This window comes from Marinobacter sp. (assembly GCF_041687235.1).
GTDB lineage: Bacteria > Pseudomonadota > Gammaproteobacteria > Pseudomonadales > Oleiphilaceae > Marinobacter.
Genome location: NZ_JAWLCH010000021.1, coordinates 1 through 22,612 on the forward strand (window position 1 = coordinate 1; position 22,612 = coordinate 22,612).

Consider the following 22,612-nt stretch of genomic DNA (forward strand, 5'->3'; position numbering starts at 1 on the left):
CCACACGAATTACTTGGTCAACTTTTTAAAGAGCGTTTGAGCTGTTGCTCAATCAAGGCCGCGTATTCTACATCGTTCCGCTGCCTTGTCAACCGTTTACCTGAAGAATTTTAAAACTCGTTTTCTTCAGTACTTTCAAACAGTTGCCTTTCGATTTTCGAGCTGCCTGAGTGGCTTACCCCTCGAAAGAGATGCGCATTCTACAGACCTCTCAGAGGGTGTCAACGGTTCCTTCTGATTTTTTTCAAAACCGGTGACCAGCCCCTTTTCCGATCCAGGTCTATGACAACTCAATTGCGCAAAGATTCACACTTCAACAACAACCGACGCGGCAGCGTTCCGCGCTTTTTTCCGCGCTTCCTCAACCGAAACACCCCGGGCAAGCGCGACCCCCATACGACGGCGCCCCTTCAATTCCGGCTTGCCGAACAGTCGTAACTGGGTATCCGGTTCGGAAAGCGCCAACTCCAGGCCTGAGTAGGAGACGTCTACTGACTCCCCTTCCGGAAGAATCACGGCCGACGCTGACGGCCCGTTCTGACGGATAACGGGAATGGGCAGGCCGAGGATCGCCCTCGCGTGCAGCGCAAATTCGGACAACTCCTGGGAAACAAGTGTCACCAGGCCGGTATCGTGGGGCCGCGGCGAAACCTCTGAGAACCAGACGTTGTCCTCTTTTACGAACAGCTCCACACCGTAAATTCCGTAACCACCAAGGTTTTCGACCACCGCCCTGGCAATCTCGGCTGACCGTTCGTAGGCCAGGGCAGCCATTGGCTGCGGTTGCCAGGACTCACGATAGTCACCGTCTTCCTGCCTGTGGCCTATCGGCTCACAGAAAGACACCCCATCCCGGTGCTTGACGGTCAGAAGAGTGATCTCGTAATCAAAATCCACGAAACCTTCAATAATCACCCGCCCCTTACCAGCCCGGCCGCCAGACTGGGCGTAATTCCATGCGGCATCAATCTCGTCATCATTCCTGACGGTGCTCTGCCCTTTGCCTGACGAGCTCATGACGGGTTTCACCACAAGGGGCAGGCCGATTTCCCTTACCGCTGCCAGGTACTCCTCCCGCGTGCCCGCAAACCGATAGGGTGAAGTGGGCAAACCAAGCTCCTCAGCGGCAAGCCGACGAATACCTTCGCGGTTCATGGTCAGATTGACGGCTCTGGCCGTGGGAATAACGCGATAACCTTCTTCTTCGAGCCGGACAAGTTCCGGTGTTGCAATGGCCTCGATCTCGGGAACAATAAGATCCGGCTTCTCCTGCTCTATAATGCGGCGCAGGCTGGGCCCGTCGAGCATATCAATCACATGGCTTCGATGGGCCACCTGCATGGCAGGTGCATCGGCGTAACGATCCACGGCAATGACTTCAACACCATAACGTTGTAACTCGATAACCACTTCTTTTCCGAGCTCACCGGAGCCGCAAAAGAGAACCCTGAAGGCGCTGCCTTTGAGGGGAGTACCAATTCGAACTGTCTCAGTCATGATGTGCAAGCACCTCTATTAGCCGTGAATCAGGGATTTCTTTTCGCGCTCCGCCACCTTTCGAAGCACATCGCGCCGCTCTTCGTTATCCATACGACTCCACCGAGTTATTTCATCTCCGCTCCGGTGACAGCCCACACAGATATCATGCTCATCGAGCGCGCAGATACTTACGCACGGTGAGCGCACTTTATCAGCGACACTCACTTTTCAGGCTCGCAGGGCTTGAGCTCACTGGCGTAGCGAGCGGCATTCTGCACATAGTGCTGCGCACTCATTTCCAGCATCTTCTTCTGGCTGTCATTCAGTTCCCGTTTGATTTTGCCGGGCGAGCCCACAACCATAGAGCCGTCCGGCACTTCCATTCCCTCTGGAATGAGGGCATTGGCACCAATCAGGCAATGCTTACCGATCTTTGCCCCATTGAGTACCACGGCGTTGATGCCGATCAGCGAGTAGTCACCAATCTCACAGCCATGCAGCATAACCTTGTGACCAACAGTAACGCCCCTGCCAAGAGTCAGGGGCATACCCGGGTCTGTATGCAGGACAGACCCGTCCTGAATGTTGGTATCCGGCCCTACCGTAATCAATTCATTATCGCCCCGGATGACCGCGTTAAACCAGACGCTGGCATTTTCCATCAGCCGTACCCGGCCAATAACTGATGCATTGTCAGCCACAAAGTGTCCTTCCCCTTCCAACTCTGGTGTTCGATCATTCAACTGGTAAAACATCTCAGCCTCCTTCGGGCGGTTCAAGCAGGTCAATTCCGGCACCGTACACAGCGTTCAGGAAATCAACCAGAACCACTGCAGACAGCCCCCAGATCTGGTAGCGCTCCCACCTGTAGCAGGGCACATAAAAAGTATGGTTAAGGAAATTCAGAGCGTCCGTTCGTTCCCGCTTATCCTCGAGAAAAAAAGAAAGGGGCACCCTGAATACGCTTTCGATTTCATGTGGATTGGGCTCCAGTGGATGATCCCCTGGAATCACACCAACGTAAGGCGTCACAAGAATACCGTAACGGGACATCACCTGGCTGAGGGGCGCGATAATATGGACCTGGTCCGGCGGCAGCCCGATTTCTTCGTGGGTCTCACGCAGTGCTGTCGCGGCAAGGGATGGATCGCCTGGATCACGCTTCCCGCCCGGATAGGCCACCTGCCCACGATGGGTGCTCAGATTCTCCGATCTGAGCGTAAAAATCATCTCGGGGTTCCTGTGATCATCGGTTATCGGAACCAGTATCCCGGCTTCGGGATAATCAAGGGCCAACTGCCGCGGCGCATAGCCGGCCAGACGCTCGGCAAGTAAATCACGCAATGTTTGTCTCCACAGGACATCCGGAGTTTGGATGAGACAGAGGCAGTCTGGATCGTTAAACTGACTACCACACCAATTTCAGTATACGGGGAAAATCATGAAGTACTGCAGCACATGCGGCCAACCGGTTGAACAACGCATCCCCGAAGGCGATAACCGGCACCGCTATGTCTGTGTCAGCTGCGATACCATACATTACCAGAACCCTCGCATCGTCGCCGGAACCGTTCCGGTGTGGGACGGCAGGATCCTGCTTTGTCGAAGGGCCATCGAACCGCGCTATGGCTACTGGACACTGCCGGCCGGATTTATGGAGAACGCCGAAACCACCATTGAAGCCGCCGAACGAGAAACCCTGGAAGAAGCTCTCGCTGAAGTTAACATCGAGGGCCTTTATTCCATAATCGACGTCCCCCACATCAACCAGGTTCATATGTTCTACCGGGCGACACTGAAAGACGGCCAGTTCGGTGCTGGAGAAGAGTCCCTTGAGTCCAGACTATTCGGGCTGGATGAAATCCCCTGGGACGAAATCTCATTTCCAACTGTGAAGCGAACCCTGGAGCTATTCCTGTCCGACTATAGAAGTGAGTCGTTCGGCGTTCACGTCAGCGACATCCGCCACCCCATGGCTAAAGACCGCAAATAAAGCCGAAAACTACAGGTCCTCCATTCGATAGATCTCGTAAGCGGGCTCCTCATAGGGATGGGCTCGCTTCAGTGCCGCGAGGGCATCCTGTATGAGTTCGTCGGTACAAACCAACTCAACCTTGTATTCGTCCACCACCTCGATTTCACCGGCCTTGCCAAGAAAAGGATCGCTTCCTTGAAGTGGACGAAACTGCCCTCGACCAAGGCATTGCCAGGCACAACTGTCGTAATCGCCAATGCGTCCGGCTCCGGCATCAAACAACGCCTTCTTGGTTTGCTCAACGTGAGTTTCCGGAACGAAATAACACATCTTGTACATCGAAAACCCTCCCTAGGATCGGATATTTTTTGTACAGATTAATGGCTTAGACACTTACCCACAGAATCTGTGGATAACTCTGGGGAAAGTTTTTGGGAACACGCCCCCAAACCCCGTAATCACTGCACTTTCGTTAAATTGGCGACAAAATCACCTGATTCATTTATTCTTTATTTTTCAGTAGGTTATAACTTTTGCGCAAAAGTTGAACCGAATTCCCGCCCTTTGTTCACAGAACAAACAGGAAGGCACCAGCAATGTGCATAAAAATACTGAGTCAAGGGAATTTTTGCCAATTTTGCCGCTTTTTTTCCTTGAAAAACGCACAGAATCGGGGCGCCAAATAAAAAAGCCGGCTTTGGAGTAGACGCTCGCGTCGAACGCATCCAAAACCGGCTTTTCTCAAAGCGGGGAATCAGCCGAACCAGCGCCTCGCATTCCTGAACATGCGAATCCACGAACCGTCTTCCTGCCACTCTGACGGACGCCAGGAGTGCTGCACAGCCCGGAACACCCGCTCCGGGTGCGGCATCATGATTGTCACCCTCCCGTCCCGGGTGGTAACCCCGGTAATTCCGGCTTCCGAGCCATTCGGGTTATAGGGATAACGAACCGTTGCCTGCCCCCGGTTATCCACGTAGCGCAGTGCCACAAGTTCGTTCTCGGAGAGCGCCTCTGCCGAGGTACCGCTTGCAAATTCAACCCTGCCCTCGCCGTGGGCAACCGCAATCGGCATGCGAGACCCGGCCATACCGTCCATGAACGCGGACGGCGAGGACATTACCTCCACCATCACCAGACGCGCTTCGAACTGCTCGGACTGGTTACGCACAAAGCGGGGCCAGCCTTCGCTGCCGGGAATCAGCTCGTGCAGGTTGGATAGCATCTGGCAACCATTGCAAACACCCAGCGCCAAGGTGTCCTGGCGGTTAAAGAAGGCTGCAAACTGGTCCCTGACACGGTCGCTGAACAGAATCGACTTGGCCCATCCCTCGCCAGCACCAAGCACGTCGCCGTAGGAGAAGCCGCCACAGGCAACCAGACTGTTAAAGCCATCCAGCGTTACCCGGCCAGAGAGCAGATCGCTCATGTGTACATCAACTGAATCGAAACCGGCGCGATCAAAAGCGGCTGCCATTTCCACCTGGCCGTTAACACCCTGCTCACGCAAAACCGCCACCTTCGGACGAGTGCCCTTATTAACGTAGGGCGCTGCTACATCCTCATTGATATCGTAAGTGAGCTCGGCGTGAAGACCGGGATCCTCAGCATCAAGCAGGTTATCGAACTCTTCCCGGGCACAATCGGCATTGTCCCGGAGAGACTGTATGCGATAGCTGGTTTCAGCCCACAAACGCTGCAGCTCCACGCGAGATTCGTCCACAACCGTGCCACCTTCGAAGGTGAGCCTGAGGCGGTCGGTGTCGTTCGGGCTGCCGATCACACTGATGCAGTCACCCAGGCCTGCCGCAGAGAACTGCTGCAGGACAAAACCGGTGTCTTCCCGACGCACCTGTATAACAGCACCCAGTTCTTCGTTGAACAATTCTCTCGCAAACTGGCTGCGATCTTCCGCCAGACCATCCAGCTTGATATCGACACCGCAGCGGCCGGCAAAGCACATCTCGGCCAGCGTCACGAACAGACCACCGTCTGAGCGGTCATGGTAAGCCAGCAGCTTGCCATCGGTATTCAGGCCCTGGATCACCGCGAAGAAAGCCTTGATGTCCTCGGGATCATCCAGATCCGGCGCCACCGCACCGACCTGACGATAGACCTGCGCCAGAGCGGAGCCGCCAAGGCGATTCTGACCGGCGGCCAGGTCCACCAGAATCAGATCTGTCTCACCGTCCTCTCTTACCAACTGGGGTGTCAGTGTTCTGGCAACATCCGTCACCGGAGCAAAACCACTGACAATCAGCGAAAGCGGTGCTGTAACACTCTTCTGCTCGCCGTTGTCTTCTTCCCACATGGTCTTCATGGACATGGAGTCCTTCCCGACCGGGATGGTAATCCCAAGCTCCGGACAGAGTTCCATGCCCACCGCACGGACGGTCTCGTAGAGATTTTCATCTTCACCCGGGTGGCCGGCCGCTGCCATCCAGTTTGCCGAAAGCCGGATATCAGACAGTTTCCCGATCGGCGCCGCTGCCAGGTTGGTAATGACTTCGCCTACTGCCATACGACCGGATGCCGGGGCATCAATGGTTGCAACCGGTGTGCGCTCGCCCATGGCCATGGCTTCGCCGGTGCGGACATCAAAGGAACTTGCAGTCACGGCCACATCGGCAACCGGTACCTGCCAGGGCCCCACCATCTGGTCACGGGCAACAAGACCGGTAATGGTTCGATCACCGATGGTAATCAGAAAGCTCTTGGAGCCGACCGAGGGCAAACGCAGAACCCTGCGAATGGCCTCATCCAGATCGATCCTGGTGGAATCGAAAATCGGCTTGGTAAAGGAAGAACGGCTGACGCTCCGGTGCATGCGCGGGGGTTTTCCGAACAGCACTTCCATCGGCAGGTCGACGGGCTTGTCGTCAAAGTAGGAATCGCCCAGCTCCAGGTGATGCTCCTCCGTTGCCTCACCGATCACCGCATAGGGGCAACGCTCCCGACGGCAAAGGGCATCAAACAGCTCCAGATTTTCCGGAGCTACGGCCATCACATAGCGTTCCTGAGACTCGTTACACCAGATCTCCAGCGGGGACATGCCCGGCTCGTCACTGGGAATATCCCGGAGCTCGAACTTACCGCCGCGACCGCCGTCTTTCACCAGTTCCGGCATGGCGTTTGAAAGGCCGCCGGCACCCACATCGTGGATAAACGCAATGGGATTCCTCTCGCCCATCTGCCAGCAGCGGTCAATTACTTCCTGGCACCGACGCTCCATCTCCGGGTTGTCCCGCTGCACTGAGGCAAAATCCAGGTTCTCGTTACTGGAGCCCGAATCCATGGACGAGGCTGCGCCACCGCCAAGACCAATCAGCATGGAAGGGCCACCCAGCACGATGAGCTTGGCACCCACCGGGATATTGCCCTTTTCCACATGCTCCTCGCGGATGTTGCCAAGACCGCCAGCAATCATGATCGGCTTGTGATAACCGCGAACTTCCTCACCGGCGGCGCCGGGTACTTTCTCTTCAAAGGTCCGAAAATACCCGGCCAGATTCGGGCGACCGAATTCGTTGTTGAACGCGGCACCACCAATCGGGCCTTCAATCATGATATCGAGGGCTGACGCAATCCGCTCGGGCTTGCCATAGTTGATTTCCCACGGCTGGGGATCCTCCGGCAGGTTCAGGTTGGACACCGTGAACCCAGTCAGGCCAGCCTTGGGCTTGGAGCCACGGCCCGTTGCACCTTCGTCGCGGATCTCGCCGCCGGAACCGGTTGCAGCGCCTGCCGCCGGGGCTATCGCTGTCGGGTGGTTATGAGTCTCCACCTTCATCAGGATATGAATATCTTCTTCGTTGTAACCGTAAACACCGGTTTCCGGATCCGGGAAGAAGCGGCCGCCGCGGCTGCCGCGAATAACAGAGGCGTTATCCTTATAGGCGGACAGGACACCTTCGCTATTCATTTCAAAGGTATTGCGGATCATGGCAAACAGGGATTTTTCCTGGCCCTCGCCATCAATATCCCAGGACGCGTTGAATATCTTGTGTCGGCAGTGCTCGGAATTGGCCTGAGCGAACATCATCAGCTCAACGTCGGTCGGGTCCCGCTCAAGATCCGTGAAGGATTTCACCAGGTAGTCGATTTCGTCCTCGGCAAGCGCCAGACCAAGACGGGAATTCGCCTCTACCAGCGCGCCACGTCCACCGGCCAGGACGGGAACCCGCCCCAGGAGACGCGGCTCTTCGTGGCTGAACAGCAGTTCCGCACCGCCCATCTCGTGAAATACCTTCTGGGTCATCCGATCGTGAAGCAGAGCCGCGATTTTTTCACGCTGCTCCAGGCCCAACTTTCGGCCAGAGCGAACATAGAACGCAGTACCCCGCTCAATCCGGTGAATCTGGCGCAGCCCACAGTTCCTGGCAATGTCGGTCGCCTTGCTGGACCAGGGCGAGAGTGTACCGGGACGCGGCACGACCAGAAACAAAACCCCGTCCGGTTCTTCCACCGGGACACTGGGACCGTAGGTCAGCAGCCGGTCCAGTATGGCCTGTTCAGCGTCCGACAGGTCCGACTCAAGATCGACGAAGTGCATGAACTCTGCATAGACATGCTCGACTTCAGGCACGATATCCTGAATTCGGGAATGCAATTTGCGGGAACGGAATGGCGAAAGCGCGGGTGCGCCGCGAAGTTCAAGCATGATATCAACCTGTATCGCGCGAAACGGGGAAGTCTGGGTGCAATTTGAAAGGCCGACATGATACTCGAAAGCGGGACCAGGATACAGCGCTTGCAGTGTTAATCCCGCCCCGTACAATTAACATTGTTTTGCATATTAATTAACCAGTTTTATTGACCAGACCTCCGACACCGAGGATCATTGACAGCGTGGAAAGGGAATCCACGCTCAGGAGAGACACAGTTGCAGGGCTGCCAGTGATGCCGCAACCGATGATCCAGCCGTGACGGAGACCAGGGACTTGTCCAGAATTCTTACTGCATTCAAAGGCGCATCTGCCAGGACACTGCTTTTACTTGGCACCGCCCTCGCCATTACCGGTTGCTCTCAACCCAGTACCCTGCAAGAAATCCGGGATGAGGGAGTACTGCATGTCATTACCCGTATGGCGCCCTCTATCTATGTCGAAGGGGAAGACGGTCCAACCGGCTACGATTACGAGCTGGCGAAACTGTTTGCCGATGAACTGGGCGTAAAGCTCCGCATTCGTGTTGCCGATGACAATACTGAAATTCTCTCGGTTCTGGACAAAAATTACGCTCACCTTGGCATGGCCGGCCTTTCTGATCAGCCCGAGCGTGCCAGCCAATACCACACGGTACAAACCGGCATTACCGCCCAGTCGATTCTCGTTTACAACCGGGATGCGGAGCGCCCCTCTTCATTGGCGGATCTTGCCGGAAACACGATTCACGTCGTGGCCGACAGCAACCATGAACACCGACTCACGGAATCCCGCAGGGAAATCCCTGACCTTCAATGGCAGGTGCACCCCAGGCTTGATGTAGCAGGTGTGCTGACACGGGTCGAACGCGGTGAATTTCCCTATGCGATCGTGTCGTCAAACGAACTCGATCTGAACCACGTCTTCTACCCCATGGTAAAAGAAGCCTTTGCTGTTGGTGAACCCAGTGAACTGGCCTGGTTTTTCCCGTCGACTCAAGATGACTCCCTGGCCCGGGCCGCCCGGCAGTTTCTGGAGACTCTCAAGACCAATGGCACCCTGGCCCAAATCTCCGAGCGCTTCTATGGCCACCTTGACCGATTGAATTACGTCGGTGCACGCACCTTCATGCACCATGTGGAAAACCGTTTACCCAAGTACGAATCCCTGTTTCGCGACTATGCAAAAGACTTCAGCATGGACTGGCGACTGCTCGCCGCCATCGGATATCAGGAGTCCCACTGGCGCCCCAATGCGGTATCGCCCACAGGAGTCCGTGGCCTGATGATGCTGACCCGCAACACCGCCAGCCATATTGGCATCAATAACCGGCTGGATGCGGAAGAAAGCATACAAGGTGGCGCCAAGTATTTCCGGATAGTGCACGAGAAAATCCCTGAGCGGATACCCGAGCCAGACCGTACCTGGTTCGCCCTGGCCTCTTACAATGTAGGTTTTGGACACCTTGAAGACGCCCGTCGGTTGACCGAAGGTGCGGGCAGGGACCCCGACCGGTGGATGGATGTGAAGGAATTCCTGCCGCTACTGGCGCAGAAGGAATGGTATACCAAAACCCGCTTCGGCTACGCCCGGGGCCACGAGCCGGTGATCTACGTTCAGAATATCCGTCGCTACTACGATGTCCTTGCGCGGCTCAACGAACCGACCGCACCAGTGGCAGAACAAAAAGAGCAAATCGTACAGATGGAGGAAAGCGGAGGTTCAGGCAGCCTGAGCGACAAGCTGCAGACGGACGACAAACTCCGGGCGGGCCTGCCGGCAGAGCTCGGAATGATCCCGCCGACCCTCTAGACCGCAGGCCTACAGGGCCTTCGAAGCTCAGTCAGAGCGAATCTCCAGGGCCCTCTCCACCTGGCTGGCAGAATACCCCCGACGATTCAGGAAACGCGCCTGACGCAGTTTTTCGTCCCAGTCTTCACTGAGATCCGTCAGGCCAAACCGCTTCTCCCGGAGACGGATGGCCTGCTGGCACCAGTCTTCCTCGGTCATTTGATCAAGACACTCCGGGCTGTTGTGCACCCCTCGCTGCTGGAGCTCGCCCAGAATCCGCAGCGGTCCGTAACCAAGATCCATTCTCTGGCGGGCATAAACGTCGGCAAACCGGTCATCATTTAGCCAACCCTCTTTCTCATAGTCATCCAGGACAGTATCGATTATGTCGCCCGGCACCTTTCTCTGGCGGAGTTTCAGGCTCAATTCCAGTCGGCTGTGCTCTCTTCTGGCAAGCAACCTGAGAGCCGTCGCCCGGGCCTTGTACTCCTGATCGTCCTGATTTTCCGGTTTTGCCATACAGACCCTTTCCGCACACATACACAAAACGCTAGACTAGCCGCGAAATTTCTCGGCTGGCCAGCCCGATTGGCTTGCCATCAAAACTACCCCGGCACCCACACCCGGAGGCCGATGGCCGGTGGCGGCGTACTCTGCCCGACACCGTGAACTGGTTTCAATACCAAAGGATACACTTATGGCCGCGTTCATCCAGAGACTGTTCAAGTCCCGCAAAACAACCGAGACTACTCCAAAGCATCGGAAAACCCCGCAGACCGAACCTGTTGAGCAGGTCGATACGCGTGCAGACCGCAGAGAAGAACAGCTCAGAACACTGGATAGTTCGCCATCACAGTCTGTTCTGGCAAAACTCGCCATTGGCGGCGTAACCGCGGAGATCCGCCAGAGCGCGGCCGGCAGACTGACTGACGAAGCCAGCCTCCAGGAAGTACAGAGACAGGCGAAGGGCCGGGACAAAGGGGTCTACCAGACGGTCAAACTGGCGCTCCAGCAACGACGGGAGGAAAAGGCCCGCCTGGAGAGCATCAGCCAGACCGTTGCCACTCTGATCCGCCACGCACAGGACCAGGCGCGGAGCGACGATACCAAGCTCTATGAGGCCCGGCTCGAATCCCTGCTGAAACAGTGGGCAGAGGTGGAAGCGCACGCCACACCGGAGCAGACGCAAGCGTTCCTCGAAGCGACACATCGGTGCAAAGCGCGTATTGCTGACCTGCAATCAGCTGCCGACGACGAAAAGCGACAGCGTGAGCAGCAGCTGCAGCGACAGGAAACCCTCGAACTGCTGACCCGCACACTGGATGAACTCAAGGCACAAACGCCAGAGACCCTGCCCTCACTAGCCTCTCTGGACGCCCTGCAGAAGACCCAGGAAAACCGCTGGCTGGAAGCAACCAGGGAGACCTCCGTCGACAAGCACGAGCAGAAAACCTACGAGGCTGCCATGCTGGCCTTGCGCAACTATCTGAGCGCTATCCGGCGAATTACCCAGGAGCGGGACACCATCAACGAGCTTGGCGCTCTTCTGGAATCAGAGGACGACGCGACAGACGAGCAGCGCGCCCAGGCAAAAACCTTGATTGCGGAGATCAACTGGCCGGAGGGCTACCCCATTCCGTTGCTCCTGGAACCACTTCGCAAACAGGCGGGTAAACGCAAGGCACCGACTGAAAATCGGGTGGACCATGAAAAACAGACCGCCCTGGCAAGTCGCCTGGAAGCCGATCTGAAACAGCTGGAGGAAGCCCTCGAGGCCAAACAGCTGAAAGAGTCGAAACAGCTGTTCAAAACCGCCCAGCAACACTTCCGGGATCTGGACCATCGCCACGGGAAACCCTATCAGGCGCGCATGCAACTGCTGGCCGGACAATTGAGGGAGCTCTCAGACTGGCAAGGCTTCGCCACCGAGCCAAAGCAGATCGCCCTGTGTGAGCAAATGGAATATCTGGCTGAGCAGCCCATGGATCCGGAAGCCAAGGCCGAGCGGATCAAGGAACTACAGAACGAGTGGCGTGACCTGGGCGGCTCCTCCGACCGCACCCTCTGGTCGCGTTTCAAGGCTGCCTCGGATAAGGCCTACGAGCCCTGCAAAGCCTATTTCTCGGCAAAATCCGGCCTCAAACAGGCCAACCTCGAGAAGCGATCCGCCATTTGTGAGCAACTGGAAAAGTTTCTGGACAATGCCGACTGGTCGGCCATCGACTGGAAGGCCGCCGAGCGCATCCACCAGACCGCCCGACAGGAATGGAAGGAGGCATGGCCGGTGGAATTCCGGGACAACCGGGCGGTTCAGAAACGCTTCGATGAGCTGCTCAAGAGACTGGAAGCGCCTCTGGATGAGGAGCGCCGCAAAAACGAGGGCCTGAAACAGGGTATCGTGGAAAAGGCACAGGCTCTGGTGGACCACGAACCATTGCAGGATGCCATGACTCAGGCCAAAGCACTGCAGGCGGACTGGCAAGCCATTGGAATTACCCGGCACCGGGAAGACAGGAAACTCTGGCAGGCCTTCCGCAAGGCCTGTGACCAGATCTTCGCCCGTCGGGATGCTGAGCGTTCAGAGCAGCAGCAGGCCTCCCGGGCCGCAGACGAGTCGGCACAGGCAGGCCTGCAGCAGTCGTCAGGGGTAACGGCGGATAGCGGAGAACACGCAGTGACCACTGCGCTGGCCACCCTCAAGGAAATTAACGCCGCTGCAGTCTCCAAGCATGTCAGGGAACAGGTACAGCAGGAAAAGCAGCGACTGAACCAGATTCTCTCCAGCCTGCGTCTGCGCGCAAAAATGGCGTCCTGGCAGTCATTGGTTCTCGCTACCGCAACCGGTGAAGCGGCCAGTGACGCTGCACCGGAGCACTGGTCCGCATTAGCAGAAACCTTGGACACCTATGAGCCGGTGGAACTGGTTATCCGCGCGGAAATACTGTGTGGCGTTCCGTCACCGGATACGGATCAGAAGCGTCGCATGGAAATTCAGGTTCAGCGCCTCGCCGATGGCATGGGCTCCTCGGATAATGGCGGCAACCAGCTGCAGGACATCGAACAGCTGGTTGCCAGCTGGTGCCTTGGTGGAACCGGTGTGTCCGCAAGCCGGGAACTCGCCGAACGCCTGAACAAGGCACTGGCCAACCTGCAACAGCCCTGAGGAAGCCAGCGGTTTTACTCCCGCTGGTGCTCTCTGACAAACTCCCTGGCTTCCTGAACGGCGGCCAGGGACTTCTGTTTCATGTCCTTGAGCTCCTCGTCCGCCAGATAAAACATCATGTCGATTGAATGGCGATAATATCGCGTTGGCAGGCGGTTGAGGGCTACGCACATCACGTCTGTGAGATAGTCCGGTGTGTCAGACTCCTCCCGGGTCGCATCAATCGCATCAACCACCAGCCGCTCGTAAAAATTGTCGATCGCATCTCGCAGAGACATGGCTTTCGCCCCCTGAATCAAACAGCGCTTCCTAACACCATAGAAGCCTCGCCTCCGCTTGTCATGGTTCATGAGCAATTTCGCCAATCCGATTGGCAGCCCGCGTCATTACACCCCGCGGCCGCAAACGGCTATGGTTGTGTCATCGGTAGATCAATCCCGAAAACAACATGACCAGAGGACAAGCAATGACCACCGAGGCGTATATCTTCGATGCAGTCCGCACCCCGAGAGGGCGTGGTAAAAAAGACGGATCACTCCACAGCGTCAAACCCATAACGCTGTTGACCACGGTGCTCCACGCGCTGCAGGAGAGAAACAGCCTGGACACCGCCCAGGTGGACGACATTGTGATGGGCTGCGTGACTGCTGTTGGCGATCAGGGTGCTGACATCGCCAAAACCGCAGCTCTGGCGGCAGACTGGGATGAAAAAGTAGCGGGTGTCACTTTGAACCGGTTCTGCGCTTCAGGACTGGAGGCGGTCAACCTGGCGGCCATGAAAGTACGTTCCGGATGGGAAGATATGGTGGTTGCCGGTGGCGTGGAAGCCATGTCTCGGGTACCGATGGGTTCCGATGGCGGTGCCTGGGCCACAGATCCGGAAACCAATCTGCACACGGGTTTCATGCCGCAAGGTATCGGCGCAGACCTGATCGCCACCATTGAAGGCTTCAGCCGGGAAGATGTCGATGGTTTTGCGGTGAAATCCCAGCAGAAAGCGGCCAACGCATGGCAGAACGGCTACTTCGGGAAGTCAATCATTCCGGTCACCGACCAGAACGGCGTGATTATTCTGGATCGTGATGAACATGTGCGTGGCAATACCACAGTTGAATCCCTTGCCGGCCTTAAACCCTCCTTCCAGATGATGGGCGAAATGGGCTTCGACGGCGTGGCCCGGGAAAAGTACCACTATGTGGAAAAGATCAACCACGTACACCACGCCGGCAACTCGTCCGGAATTGTCGATGGCGCCACTGCCATGCTGATTGGCAGCGAAGCCAAGGGCAAGGCCATGGGCCTGAAGCCCCGTGCCCGCATCGTCGCGACAGCGGTTACCAGCACAGATCCGACCATCATGCTCACCGGCCCTGCCCCGGCAGCCCGTAAGGCGCTGCAAAAAGCGGGCATGACCGCAGACCAGATCGACCTGTTTGAAGTGAACGAAGCCTTTGCCTCAGTGGTGATGCGCTTCCAGCGGGAACTGTCCGTTCCCGATGAAAAAGTGAACGTGAACGGCGGCGCGATCGCCATGGGCCACCCATTGGGAGCCACCGGGGCCATGATTCTGGGCACTCTGCTTGATGAGCTGGAGCGCCGGGAGCTGCGCTACGGCCTGGCGACCCTGTGCGTCGGTGGCGGTATGGGTATTGCCACCATCATCGAGCGCGTCTGAACCCGTCCACTTTTTCTTGAAGGAGAACAGAATATGAGCGCCATCCGTTACGAACTGGGTTCAGACCAGATCCTGACCCTCACTATCGACATGCCCGGCCAGTCCGCCAACACCATGAACTCCGCTTTCCGGGAAGCGCTTTCAGAAACCGCCGCCAAAGCGAAAGGTGACCTGGACAACATCCGCGGCGTGATCATAGCGTCTGCGAAGAAAACCTTTTTTGCCGGTGGTGACCTGAAAGAGCTGCACACAGTTACCCGGGAAGACGCCCAGACCTTTGAAACGATGGTTAATGGCCTGAAAGCCGACATGCGCTTCCTTGAGACCAGCGGCAAACCCGTGGTGGCTGCCATCAACGGCACCGCCCTGGGCGGGGGTCTGGAAATCGCCCTCGCCTGCCATCACCGTATTGCCATCGACGACGACAGTATCCAGCTGGGCCTGCCGGAAGTGACCCTTGGCCTGCTACCGGGCGGTGGCGGCACCCAGCGCCTGCCGCGGATGATTGGCCTCGAAGCGGCCTTCCCCTTCCTGATGGAAGGCAAGAAGGTAAATCCGAAAGCCGCCCTGAAAGCGGGTATTGTGGATGAACTGGCCGATTCTGCCGACGACATGATCACCAAGGCCCGTGCGTTCATCAATGCCAATCCGAAATGTCAGCAGCCCTGGGACCAGAAAGGCTTCAGGTTCCCCGGCGGTGCTCCGCACCATCCCGCCATGGCCCAGAAACTGGCCATCGCTCCGGCCATGCTGAAACAGAAAACCAAAGGTTGTTACCCGGCCCCGGAGCGCATCCTCTCTGCGGCCGTGGAAGGCGCCCAGGTAGACTTTGACAACGGCAGCCTGATCGAGACGCGGTACTTTGCCGAACTGGTGATTGGCCAGGTCGCCAAGAACATGACCGGAACCTTCTGGTTCCAGCTCAACGCGATCAAGGCAGGCGGAAGCCGCCCGGATGGCGTTGAAAAGGAAACCTTCCGCAAGGTGGGCGTGCTCGGGGCCGGCATGATGGGCGCAGGTATCGCCTATTCGACGGCCACACGCGGCATCGACGTGGTGTTGAAAGACGTGTCCGTGGAAAATGCCGAGAAAGGCAAAAGCTACTCCGAGAAACTGCTGGCCAAGAAGGTCAGCCGTGGTCGTATGACCGAAGAGCAGAAAGCCGAAGTTCTGGGCCGTATCAAAGCCACGGATTCCGCGGACGATCTGGAAGGCTGTGATCTGGTTATCGAGGCGGTGTTCGAGGACAGCGAGCTGAAGGCCAGAGTCACCCAGGAAGCAGAACCCAGGCTGGTGGCCAACGGGATTTTCGCCTCGAACACCTCCACCATCCCCATTACCCAGCTCGCCGGAGCCTCTGCAAAGCCAGAAAACTTTATCGGCCTGCACTTTTTCTCACCGGTCGACAAGATGCAGCTGGTAGAAATCATCGTTGGCGAACAGACCTCCGATGAAACCCTGGCGCGCTCGTTTGATTACGTGCAGCAGATCGGCAAAATCCCGGTGGTGGTGAATGACAGCCGCGGCTTTTTCACGTCCCGGGTCTTCGGCACCTTCGTCAACGAAGGCATCTGCATGCTGGGCGAAGGCATTCACCCCTCAAGCATCGAAAACGCCGGGCTACTGGCTGGCATGCCGGTGGGGCCGCTGGCCATTTCCGATGAAGTCAGCATGACCCTGATGCAGCACATCCGGGACCAGAGCAGGAAAGATACGGAAGCTGCAGGCGGCACCTGGAACGCCCACCCGGCTGAAGCCGTGATCGATGCCATGGTGAACGAGCATGGTCGTAAGGGTAAAGCGGCGGGCGCCGGTTTCTACGACTACCCGGCAAACGGTAAAAAGCAACTCTGGCCGGAGCTTGAGAAGCTGTTCGTGGATGCCGAGAAGTCCAGGAACATCAAGCTTCAGGAGCTCAAAGACCGCATCCTGTTTATCCAGGCTATAGAAACGGTTCGCTGCCTTGAGGAAGGCGTGCTGCGCACCGTGGAAGACGCCAACATTGGCAGCATCTTCGGCATTGGCTACGCGCCCTGGACCGGTGGCGCCATCCAGTTTATCAATCAGTATGGCGTGAGAGCATTCACGGAACGGGCATCAGAGCTCGCGGAAAGCTATGGTGAACGCTTTTCACCTCCCAAACTGCTGCAGGAAAAGGCGGAAACGAATACACCGTTTTCCTGATTAACCACCAACAGACCCATTGCCGGGAGGGATTGCCTTCTCCTCCCGGCCCCTCCCTTTGCGTAACAGGCCACCGTGACGGATGATCGTCCAGTTACCAACCTGGCGCCTTCATGGACAGATTGTCACGAACCGATACGCCCTGCCTATGGCATCGGGTGTGGCGCTTGCCTACAATAAATTTAATCGCTCACGGGTAGATTAACGCAGATACCACTGTTTACTGCCCCACACCGTCAGGTAAGCATTTATGACCATCGCGGAAAGAATTATGGCTCGTCGCTCTCCTGCAGGGGCTTGCAAGGCCATGGCCGTTGCCCTCCTCCTGTCGATGCCACTGGGGCTGCAGGCGAAGGTGGACACGCAAGCCGTTTACGAGCCGGTCTCGCCAACGATCGACCAGGCCCGAGCGAACATTCTGATTGCCCGTCAGTTGCAGTTCACCCATTTCCGTGATCTCGGAATCAGCGATGAATTGTCCGGGGATGTCTTTGAAGCGTATCTGAACTACCTTGACGGTCAACGGATCTATCTGTCCCAGGAAGACATCGGGAAACTCGACAAGATCCGGACGCAGCTGGGTTCAGCGCTGAAAACCGGGCAGTTACAGCCAGGGTTTGATATCTACAACCTGGTTCAGCAACGGATCATTGAACGGCTCCAGTTTGCCCTGGAGACCATCGACGAGGGTATAGACGCCCTGGATTTCTCAGCCAACGAAAGCATTCTGGTGGATCGTTCAGAGGCAGACTGGGAGCCCGACGCCAGTGCCCTGGACGAACTCTGGCTGAAGCGCATAAAGAACGCGGTGCTGGCACAACGTCTGAACGGTGCCGATGACGACGCCATCGTTGAAACCCTGCGGCGTCGCTATGAAGGCCAACTCAAACGCGCCTACCAGGCCCGCAGCGAGGACGCCTTCCAGGCCTACATGAACGCCTTCACCGGCATGTGGGACCCGCACACCTCCTATTTCTCTCCGCGCACTTCCGAAAACTTCAACATCAACATGAGCCTTTCTCTGGAAGGCATTGGTGCGGTTCTCCAATCAGACAATGAATACACCAAGGTGGTTCGCCTGGTGCCCGGCGGACCGGCCTCCAAGCAAGGCCAGCTGGAACCGGCGGACCGGATTGTCTCGGTGGCCCAGGAAGATGAGAAGCCGGTAAACGTTATCGGTTGGCGCCTGGATGAGGTGGTGGATCTGATTCGCGGGCCCCGCAATTCAACCGTGACCCTCGAAGTCATCCCGGCGAACGCATCCGATGAAACTGTTACCGAGACCATCGCCATCAAACGGGATGAGGTGAAACTCGAAGAACAGAGCGCCAGCAAAGACACCATCCGTCTTGAGCGCAGCGGCAAGGAATACACCATTGGTGTGATTACCATTCCGACATTCTATGCCGATTTCCAGGCCATGCAGGCCGGTGATCCCAACTACAAGAGCACCACCCGGGATGTCCGCAAGCTCATCACCGAGCTCGAAGCCGAGGGCGTAGACGGGCTGGTCATGGATTTGCGCAACAACGGCGGTGGCGCACTGCATGAGGCCAATGATCTGGTCGGCCTGTTCATCGACAAAGGCCCTACGGTGCAGATTCGCAATGCCAACAACGACGTACAGATACTCAACGATGAGGACCCCTCGGTCGCCTACGATGGTCCGCTGGTGGTTCTCACCAATCGCATGAGCGCGTCGGCCTCCGAGATTTTCGCCGGTGCCATTCAGGACTATGGCCGCGGATTGGTCGTGGGCTCACAGACCTTCGGCAAAGGCACAGTACAGGCCGTCAGACCGCTCAACCATGGCCAGCTCAAGATTACCCAGTCCAAGTTCTACCGGGTCTCTGGCGGTTCCACCCAACATAAAGGGGTGATTCCCGATATCGAGATTCCATCCCGTATCGACAAGAGCCGGATTGGCGAGGACGCCCTTGATCACGCCCTTCCCTGGGACCAGATCGAAGCCGTTCCGCACACCCGTTACTTTGATTTCAGCGGGATCATTGATGAACTGCGCAAGCGCCATGAGGAACGGTTCTCCACCAACGCCGAGTTCAGCCTGCTGCAACAGGAAATTGACTTCCTGACCAAACAGCGGGCCACGGACAGTGTCAGCCTGAATATGGATGAACGGCGTGCTCAGCACGAACAGATTGAACGCACGCGCCTGACCATCGCCAACGCCAGACGGGAGCTGAAAGGCAAGCCCCCATTCGAAACGCTGGACGACCTTGAGGACTGGCAGGACCAGCAAGCCGCGGATCTCGATTCCACGGATGAAGAACTGGATTTCGTCATTCGGGAAGGCGGCCACATCATGGCAGACATGCTCGATCTCGATAGCCGTATGGCCTCGATCCTGGACCCGCAGCAGTTTGCGGTCCAGGCCCCGGCTTCGGCTTCAACCCGCTAAAGGGAAACCTCAGCCCCCCATGACTGACAAGGACGCAAGCGGGCAGGACAACCGCCAGAAAGCGCGAATGCTCCAGGATATGCTTCTGGATGCCCTGCATGCCATGCGCTCTCTGGAGGAAGTGGAAGGGCTGGAAAGACCGACAAGCCAGGAGCGAACACCTGAAGGGCTGATTGATCGCCTGGCCAGCCTGACCGGCTCGGCTCTGCGGCTCGGGGTGAGAGCGACCGATACCTCTCTGCGGGTCGGGCGGGCCCTGATCAATTCCCAGGACCAGCTTCGAGCCATGCTCACGGCAGGCCAGTCTCTCAAGGACATACGGGAAGTGGCAGGGCTAACCTTGTCGGAAATGAGCGAGGCCCTGAATCTTCGGGACAAGTCGGTTCTCGAAGCCATTGAGAACGGCACCGCTACACTTTCGTTCGAACTGATTCTACGGCTTGCTGCACTGATTGCCAGAAACGATCCCATTCCGTTCATCATGCGCACCACTCGCAACTACAACCCGGAGGTCTGGCAGATCCTGAACGACTGGGGTGTGGCGAGACTACCGTTGCAGTTTGAGCGGGAACGGGAATTCATCAATATTTTCCGCAGGCATGATGACGCCCGCACCCTCTCCGATGAAGGGTTCCAGAAAGTGCTGGAATTCACCCGCCAGAGTTTTGAGATGTCCCTGCATTTTATTGAAGAGCAGGAACAGCAGGTGGCCGAGCTTCGTGCCACCTACGAGGAACAAGGGCTGGAGGGCAACCCGCCCTCAACCAAATAACGCCCGCATTCCGGTAATGTTCGGGTTATGTACCACCCCCTTTTCCGTAACGATGGCATCGATCAGGCTGGCCGGAGTCACGTCGAATACCGGGTTGAACACGTTCACGCCCTCTGGAGCCAGCGAGATCCCCCGTATCTCCCGGACCTCGGTACCATCGCGCTCCTCAATAGGCACATCCGCGCCCGACGCCAGAGCCATGTCGACGGTGCTCGAAGGCGCGACTACCATGAAACCTACCCTGTGATGACGGGCCAGAACGGCGAGGCTATAGGTGCCAATCTTGTTGACCACATCACCATTGGCGGTAATCCGATCGGCCCCGACGATCACCCATCGCACATCGTTGCGGGCCAGTATGGCCGCAGCGGCACTATCGGCGTTCAAGGTGACCGGAATCCCGTCCCGGGCCAGCTCCCAGGCTGTCAACCGCCCACCTTGAAGCCAGGGACGGGTTTCGTCGGCATACACTTCTTTGAGTAGCTTCTTTTCATTAAGTCTGCGGACAACCCCAAGTGCTGTGCCATAGCCCCCGGTGGCAAGCGCCCCCGTGTTGCAGTGAGTGAGCACCGAAATAGGCCTCTCCGCTGCGATAAACGCCAGGGCGTGGTCCGCCATGGCAACATTGGCAGCCAGATCTTCTTGATGAATCGCTTCGGCCTCCTGCGCGAGACGTTTCACTGCTTCATCAAGGGAATGGCAGGCGTGAAACACTCGCTCCATGCGCTGCAGCGCCCAGAAGAGGTTTACCGCCGTGGGGCGTGACGCCGCAAGCTCACGAATGGACTGTTTGATTTCCGCCTTCCAGTCGCCACCACCAGCATGCCTCGCCGCCAGGGCAACTCCGTAGGCCGCGCTGATCCCGATTGCCGGAGCACCCCGGACTACCATATCCCGGATGCTCTGCGCCACACCCGCTGCTCCTTCCAGGGTTATCCAATGCTCCTCCACTGGCAGCAGGCGTTGGTCCAGAAGCTCAAGACTGCTGCCCTGCCAGCGTATTGCAACGGTACCAATGCTGCGCTCTGGGGAAGGATTCGGGGTTGTTGCCATAGATAACTGCTCCGGTTTTTCAGCGCTGAAAACTGGCAGTATAACGGTTATACTTGCGGGCTACATTTCCAGGGCGCGGAAGCTCCGCGCCAAGCGCTGTAAGGCAGGTTTAATGACGGCAGATACCATCACCGCAGCCGATATCCGCATCAACGCACGCTGGCTGATACCGATCGAGCCTGCAGGCACGGTGCTCGAGCATTACGCAGTCATTATTCAGGGAGACCATCTTGCCGCGGTCATTCCTCAAGAGCAGGCTGATCGTGCGTTCCGAACCCGGGAAACCGTCGATCTGTCGCATCACGTGGTCATGCCCGGCCTGATCAATATGCATGGCCACGCAGCCATGACCCTGTTCCGGGGAATGGCGGATGACCTCCCGTTGATGACCTGGCTAAACGACCATATCTGGCCGGCCGAAGGGCGCTTTATCAGCGAACAGTTCATCTCGGATGGCACTCAACTGGCTATGGCGGAAATGCTGCGCACCGGCACCACCACCTTCTCGGACATGTATTTCTTTCCCGAGATTGCCGCGCAGGTCGCGCACGATGCCGGTATGCGAGCCCAGATCTGCTTCCCTCTACTCGATTTTCCGACGCCCTGGGGGGCAGGTCCGGAGGAGTATCTGAGCAAAGGCGCCGATTTCATAGGCACATGGAAAGGCAATGGCTACATCGTGCCAGCCATCGGCCCCCATGCACCCTACACCGTGTCGGACGGCCCCATGACCGAGGCAGTCCGGCTGTCAGAGAGAACGGGGGCGCCTATCCAGATACATCTGCACGAAACCGCTTTTGAGGTAGCCGAGGCCCGTGAGAAACTGGGCCAACGGCCCGCCGCCCGTCTGGCGGAGCTCGGCGTTCTGCGCCCCGAGACCCAGTGCGTGCATATGACCCAGATTGACAGCAGCGATATCAGCTTGCTGAAACAATCCGGGGCTCACGTTATCCATTGCCCCGAGTCGAATCTCAAGCTCGCCAGCGGTCTCTGCCCGGTCCAGGAACTTCTGGATAACGGGGTGAATGTCGCCATCGGCACGGATGGCGCCGCCAGCAACAACGATCTGGATCTGTTTGGAGAACTCCGTACCGCCGCCATGGTCGCCAAGGTGGTGGCCGGTGATGCCTCTGCGGTATCTGCCCACAAGGCACTGGAGATGGCAACCATCAACGGGGCACGTGCCCTGGGACGGGATCACGAACTGGGTTCTCTGGCAGCAGGAAAACTGGCCGACCTCATTGCCATTGACCTGAGCGACCCGTTCTTACAGCCGGTGTATGACCCCGCCTCACACCTGGTTTACAGCAACCATGGCCGGTCAGTAAGCCACAGCTGGATTAACGGCGTACCACAAGTACAGGATGGCCGGCTTACCCGCATTGACGTTGCCGATCTCATGCTTCGGGTTGAAGACTGGGCCGGGCGAATCCGTACAAAGGCTGACTAACCGATTTC

The 22,612-nt window shown here is 57.5% G+C and carries 17 protein-coding genes; 8 read left to right on the top strand and 9 right to left on the bottom strand.

Annotated elements, in window-relative coordinates; translation table 11 throughout:
- Nucleotides 1-306: 306 nt before the first annotated feature.
- The 4 genes from purT to ACESMK_RS18405 are packed head-to-tail and all read right to left on the bottom strand — an operon-like array spanning nt 307 to nt 2,823.
- Nucleotides 307-1,497 carry a formate-dependent phosphoribosylglycinamide formyltransferase gene (gene purT, locus ACESMK_RS18390; RefSeq protein ID WP_373001781.1) on the bottom strand — a complete coding sequence of 397 codons (1,191 nt, stop codon included), beginning with the start codon at nt 1,495-1,497 and terminating at the stop codon, nt 307-309.
- An 18-nt stretch (nt 1,498-1,515) separates the two neighbouring features.
- Nucleotides 1,516-1,704 (bottom strand): DUF1289 domain-containing protein, encoded by a 189-nt coding sequence (locus ACESMK_RS18395; RefSeq protein WP_373001783.1) that lies wholly within the window; start codon nt 1,702-1,704, stop codon nt 1,516-1,518.
- A complete protein-coding gene (locus ACESMK_RS18400) occupies nt 1,701-2,234 on the bottom strand; it encodes a gamma carbonic anhydrase family protein (RefSeq protein WP_373001785.1) in 534 nt (177 codons plus the stop codon). Before ACESMK_RS18400 ends, ACESMK_RS18395 begins: the two co-directional genes overlap by 4 nt.
- A 1-nt stretch (nt 2,235) precedes the next feature.
- On the bottom strand, nt 2,236-2,823 hold the full coding sequence (locus tag ACESMK_RS18405) for an NUDIX hydrolase (protein WP_373001786.1): 588 nt from the start codon (nt 2,821-2,823) through the stop codon (nt 2,236-2,238).
- 97 nt (nt 2,824-2,920) lie between these two features.
- Between ACESMK_RS18405 and ACESMK_RS18410 the strand changes: the two genes are divergently transcribed.
- Nucleotides 2,921-3,472 (top strand): NUDIX hydrolase, encoded by a 552-nt coding sequence (locus ACESMK_RS18410; RefSeq protein ID WP_373001788.1) that lies wholly within the window; start codon nt 2,921-2,923, stop codon nt 3,470-3,472.
- A 9-nt stretch (nt 3,473-3,481) separates the two neighbouring features.
- On the opposite strand, the gene ACESMK_RS18415 is transcribed toward ACESMK_RS18410, so the two are convergent.
- Both ACESMK_RS18415 and purL read right to left on the bottom strand, forming a co-directional pair.
- Nucleotides 3,482-3,793, bottom strand: coding sequence for an NGG1p interacting factor NIF3 (locus ACESMK_RS18415; RefSeq protein WP_373001790.1), 312 nt, complete (start codon nt 3,791-3,793; stop codon nt 3,482-3,484).
- 415 nt (nt 3,794-4,208) lie between these two features.
- Nucleotides 4,209-8,114: a phosphoribosylformylglycinamidine synthase gene (gene purL, locus ACESMK_RS18420; RefSeq protein ID WP_373001792.1), complete on the bottom strand. Its 3,906-nt coding sequence runs from the start codon at nt 8,112-8,114 to the stop codon at nt 4,209-4,211.
- 280 nt (nt 8,115-8,394) lie between these two features.
- Here purL and mltF point away from each other — a divergent pair, with 280 nt between their 5' ends.
- Nucleotides 8,395-9,909 carry a membrane-bound lytic murein transglycosylase MltF gene (mltF, locus tag ACESMK_RS18425; RefSeq protein WP_373001794.1) on the top strand — a complete coding sequence of 505 codons (1,515 nt, stop codon included), beginning with the start codon at nt 8,395-8,397 and terminating at the stop codon, nt 9,907-9,909.
- Nucleotides 9,910-9,936: 27 nt separating this feature from the next.
- On the opposite strand, the gene ACESMK_RS18430 is transcribed toward mltF, so the two are convergent.
- The gene (locus ACESMK_RS18430; protein ID WP_373001796.1) at nt 9,937-10,407 is read right to left on the bottom strand and encodes a regulatory protein RecX; all 471 of its coding nucleotides are present in this window, start codon (nt 10,405-10,407) and stop codon (nt 9,937-9,939) included.
- A gap of 178 nt (nt 10,408-10,585) precedes the next feature.
- Here ACESMK_RS18430 and ACESMK_RS18435 point away from each other — a divergent pair, with 178 nt between their 5' ends.
- Nucleotides 10,586-13,051, top strand: a complete 2,466-nt coding sequence (locus ACESMK_RS18435) for a DUF349 domain-containing protein (protein ID WP_373001798.1) — start codon at nt 10,586-10,588, stop codon at nt 13,049-13,051.
- Nucleotides 13,052-13,065: 14 nt separating this feature from the next.
- On the opposite strand, the gene ACESMK_RS18440 is transcribed toward ACESMK_RS18435, so the two are convergent.
- Nucleotides 13,066-13,329: a late competence development ComFB family protein gene (locus tag ACESMK_RS18440; RefSeq protein WP_373001800.1), complete on the bottom strand. Its 264-nt coding sequence runs from the start codon at nt 13,327-13,329 to the stop codon at nt 13,066-13,068.
- 188 nt (nt 13,330-13,517) lie between these two features.
- Between ACESMK_RS18440 and ACESMK_RS18445 the strand changes: the two genes are divergently transcribed.
- The 4 genes from ACESMK_RS18445 to ACESMK_RS18460 all read left to right on the top strand — a co-directional run bounded on the left by ACESMK_RS18445 (nt 13,518) and on the right by ACESMK_RS18460 (nt 20,101).
- Nucleotides 13,518-14,726 carry an acetyl-CoA C-acetyltransferase gene (locus tag ACESMK_RS18445; protein WP_373001847.1) on the top strand — a complete coding sequence of 403 codons (1,209 nt, stop codon included), beginning with the start codon at nt 13,518-13,520 and terminating at the stop codon, nt 14,724-14,726.
- 33 nt (nt 14,727-14,759) lie between these two features.
- Nucleotides 14,760-16,910, top strand: coding sequence for a 3-hydroxyacyl-CoA dehydrogenase NAD-binding domain-containing protein (locus ACESMK_RS18450; protein WP_373001802.1), 2,151 nt, complete (start codon nt 14,760-14,762; stop codon nt 16,908-16,910).
- Between the two features lie 250 nt (nt 16,911-17,160).
- Complete coding sequence (locus ACESMK_RS18455; RefSeq protein WP_373001804.1) at nt 17,161-19,329, top strand: carboxy terminal-processing peptidase; 2,169 nt, start codon at nt 17,161-17,163, stop codon at nt 19,327-19,329.
- 19 nt (nt 19,330-19,348) lie between these two features.
- Complete coding sequence (locus ACESMK_RS18460; protein WP_373001806.1) at nt 19,349-20,101, top strand: helix-turn-helix domain-containing protein; 753 nt, start codon at nt 19,349-19,351, stop codon at nt 20,099-20,101.
- Here ACESMK_RS18460 and mtnA read toward each other — a convergent pair.
- The gene (gene mtnA / locus ACESMK_RS18465; protein WP_373001808.1) at nt 20,090-21,154 is read right to left on the bottom strand and encodes an S-methyl-5-thioribose-1-phosphate isomerase; all 1,065 of its coding nucleotides are present in this window, start codon (nt 21,152-21,154) and stop codon (nt 20,090-20,092) included. The two genes, ACESMK_RS18460 and mtnA, sit on opposite strands and share 12 nt — an antisense overlap.
- Nucleotides 21,155-21,266: 112 nt before the next feature.
- On the opposite strand from mtnA, the gene ACESMK_RS18470 reads away from it, so the two are divergent.
- Nucleotides 21,267-22,604: a TRZ/ATZ family hydrolase gene (locus ACESMK_RS18470; RefSeq protein WP_373001810.1), complete on the top strand. Its 1,338-nt coding sequence runs from the start codon at nt 21,267-21,269 to the stop codon at nt 22,602-22,604.
- Nucleotides 22,605-22,612: the final 8 nt, after the last annotated feature.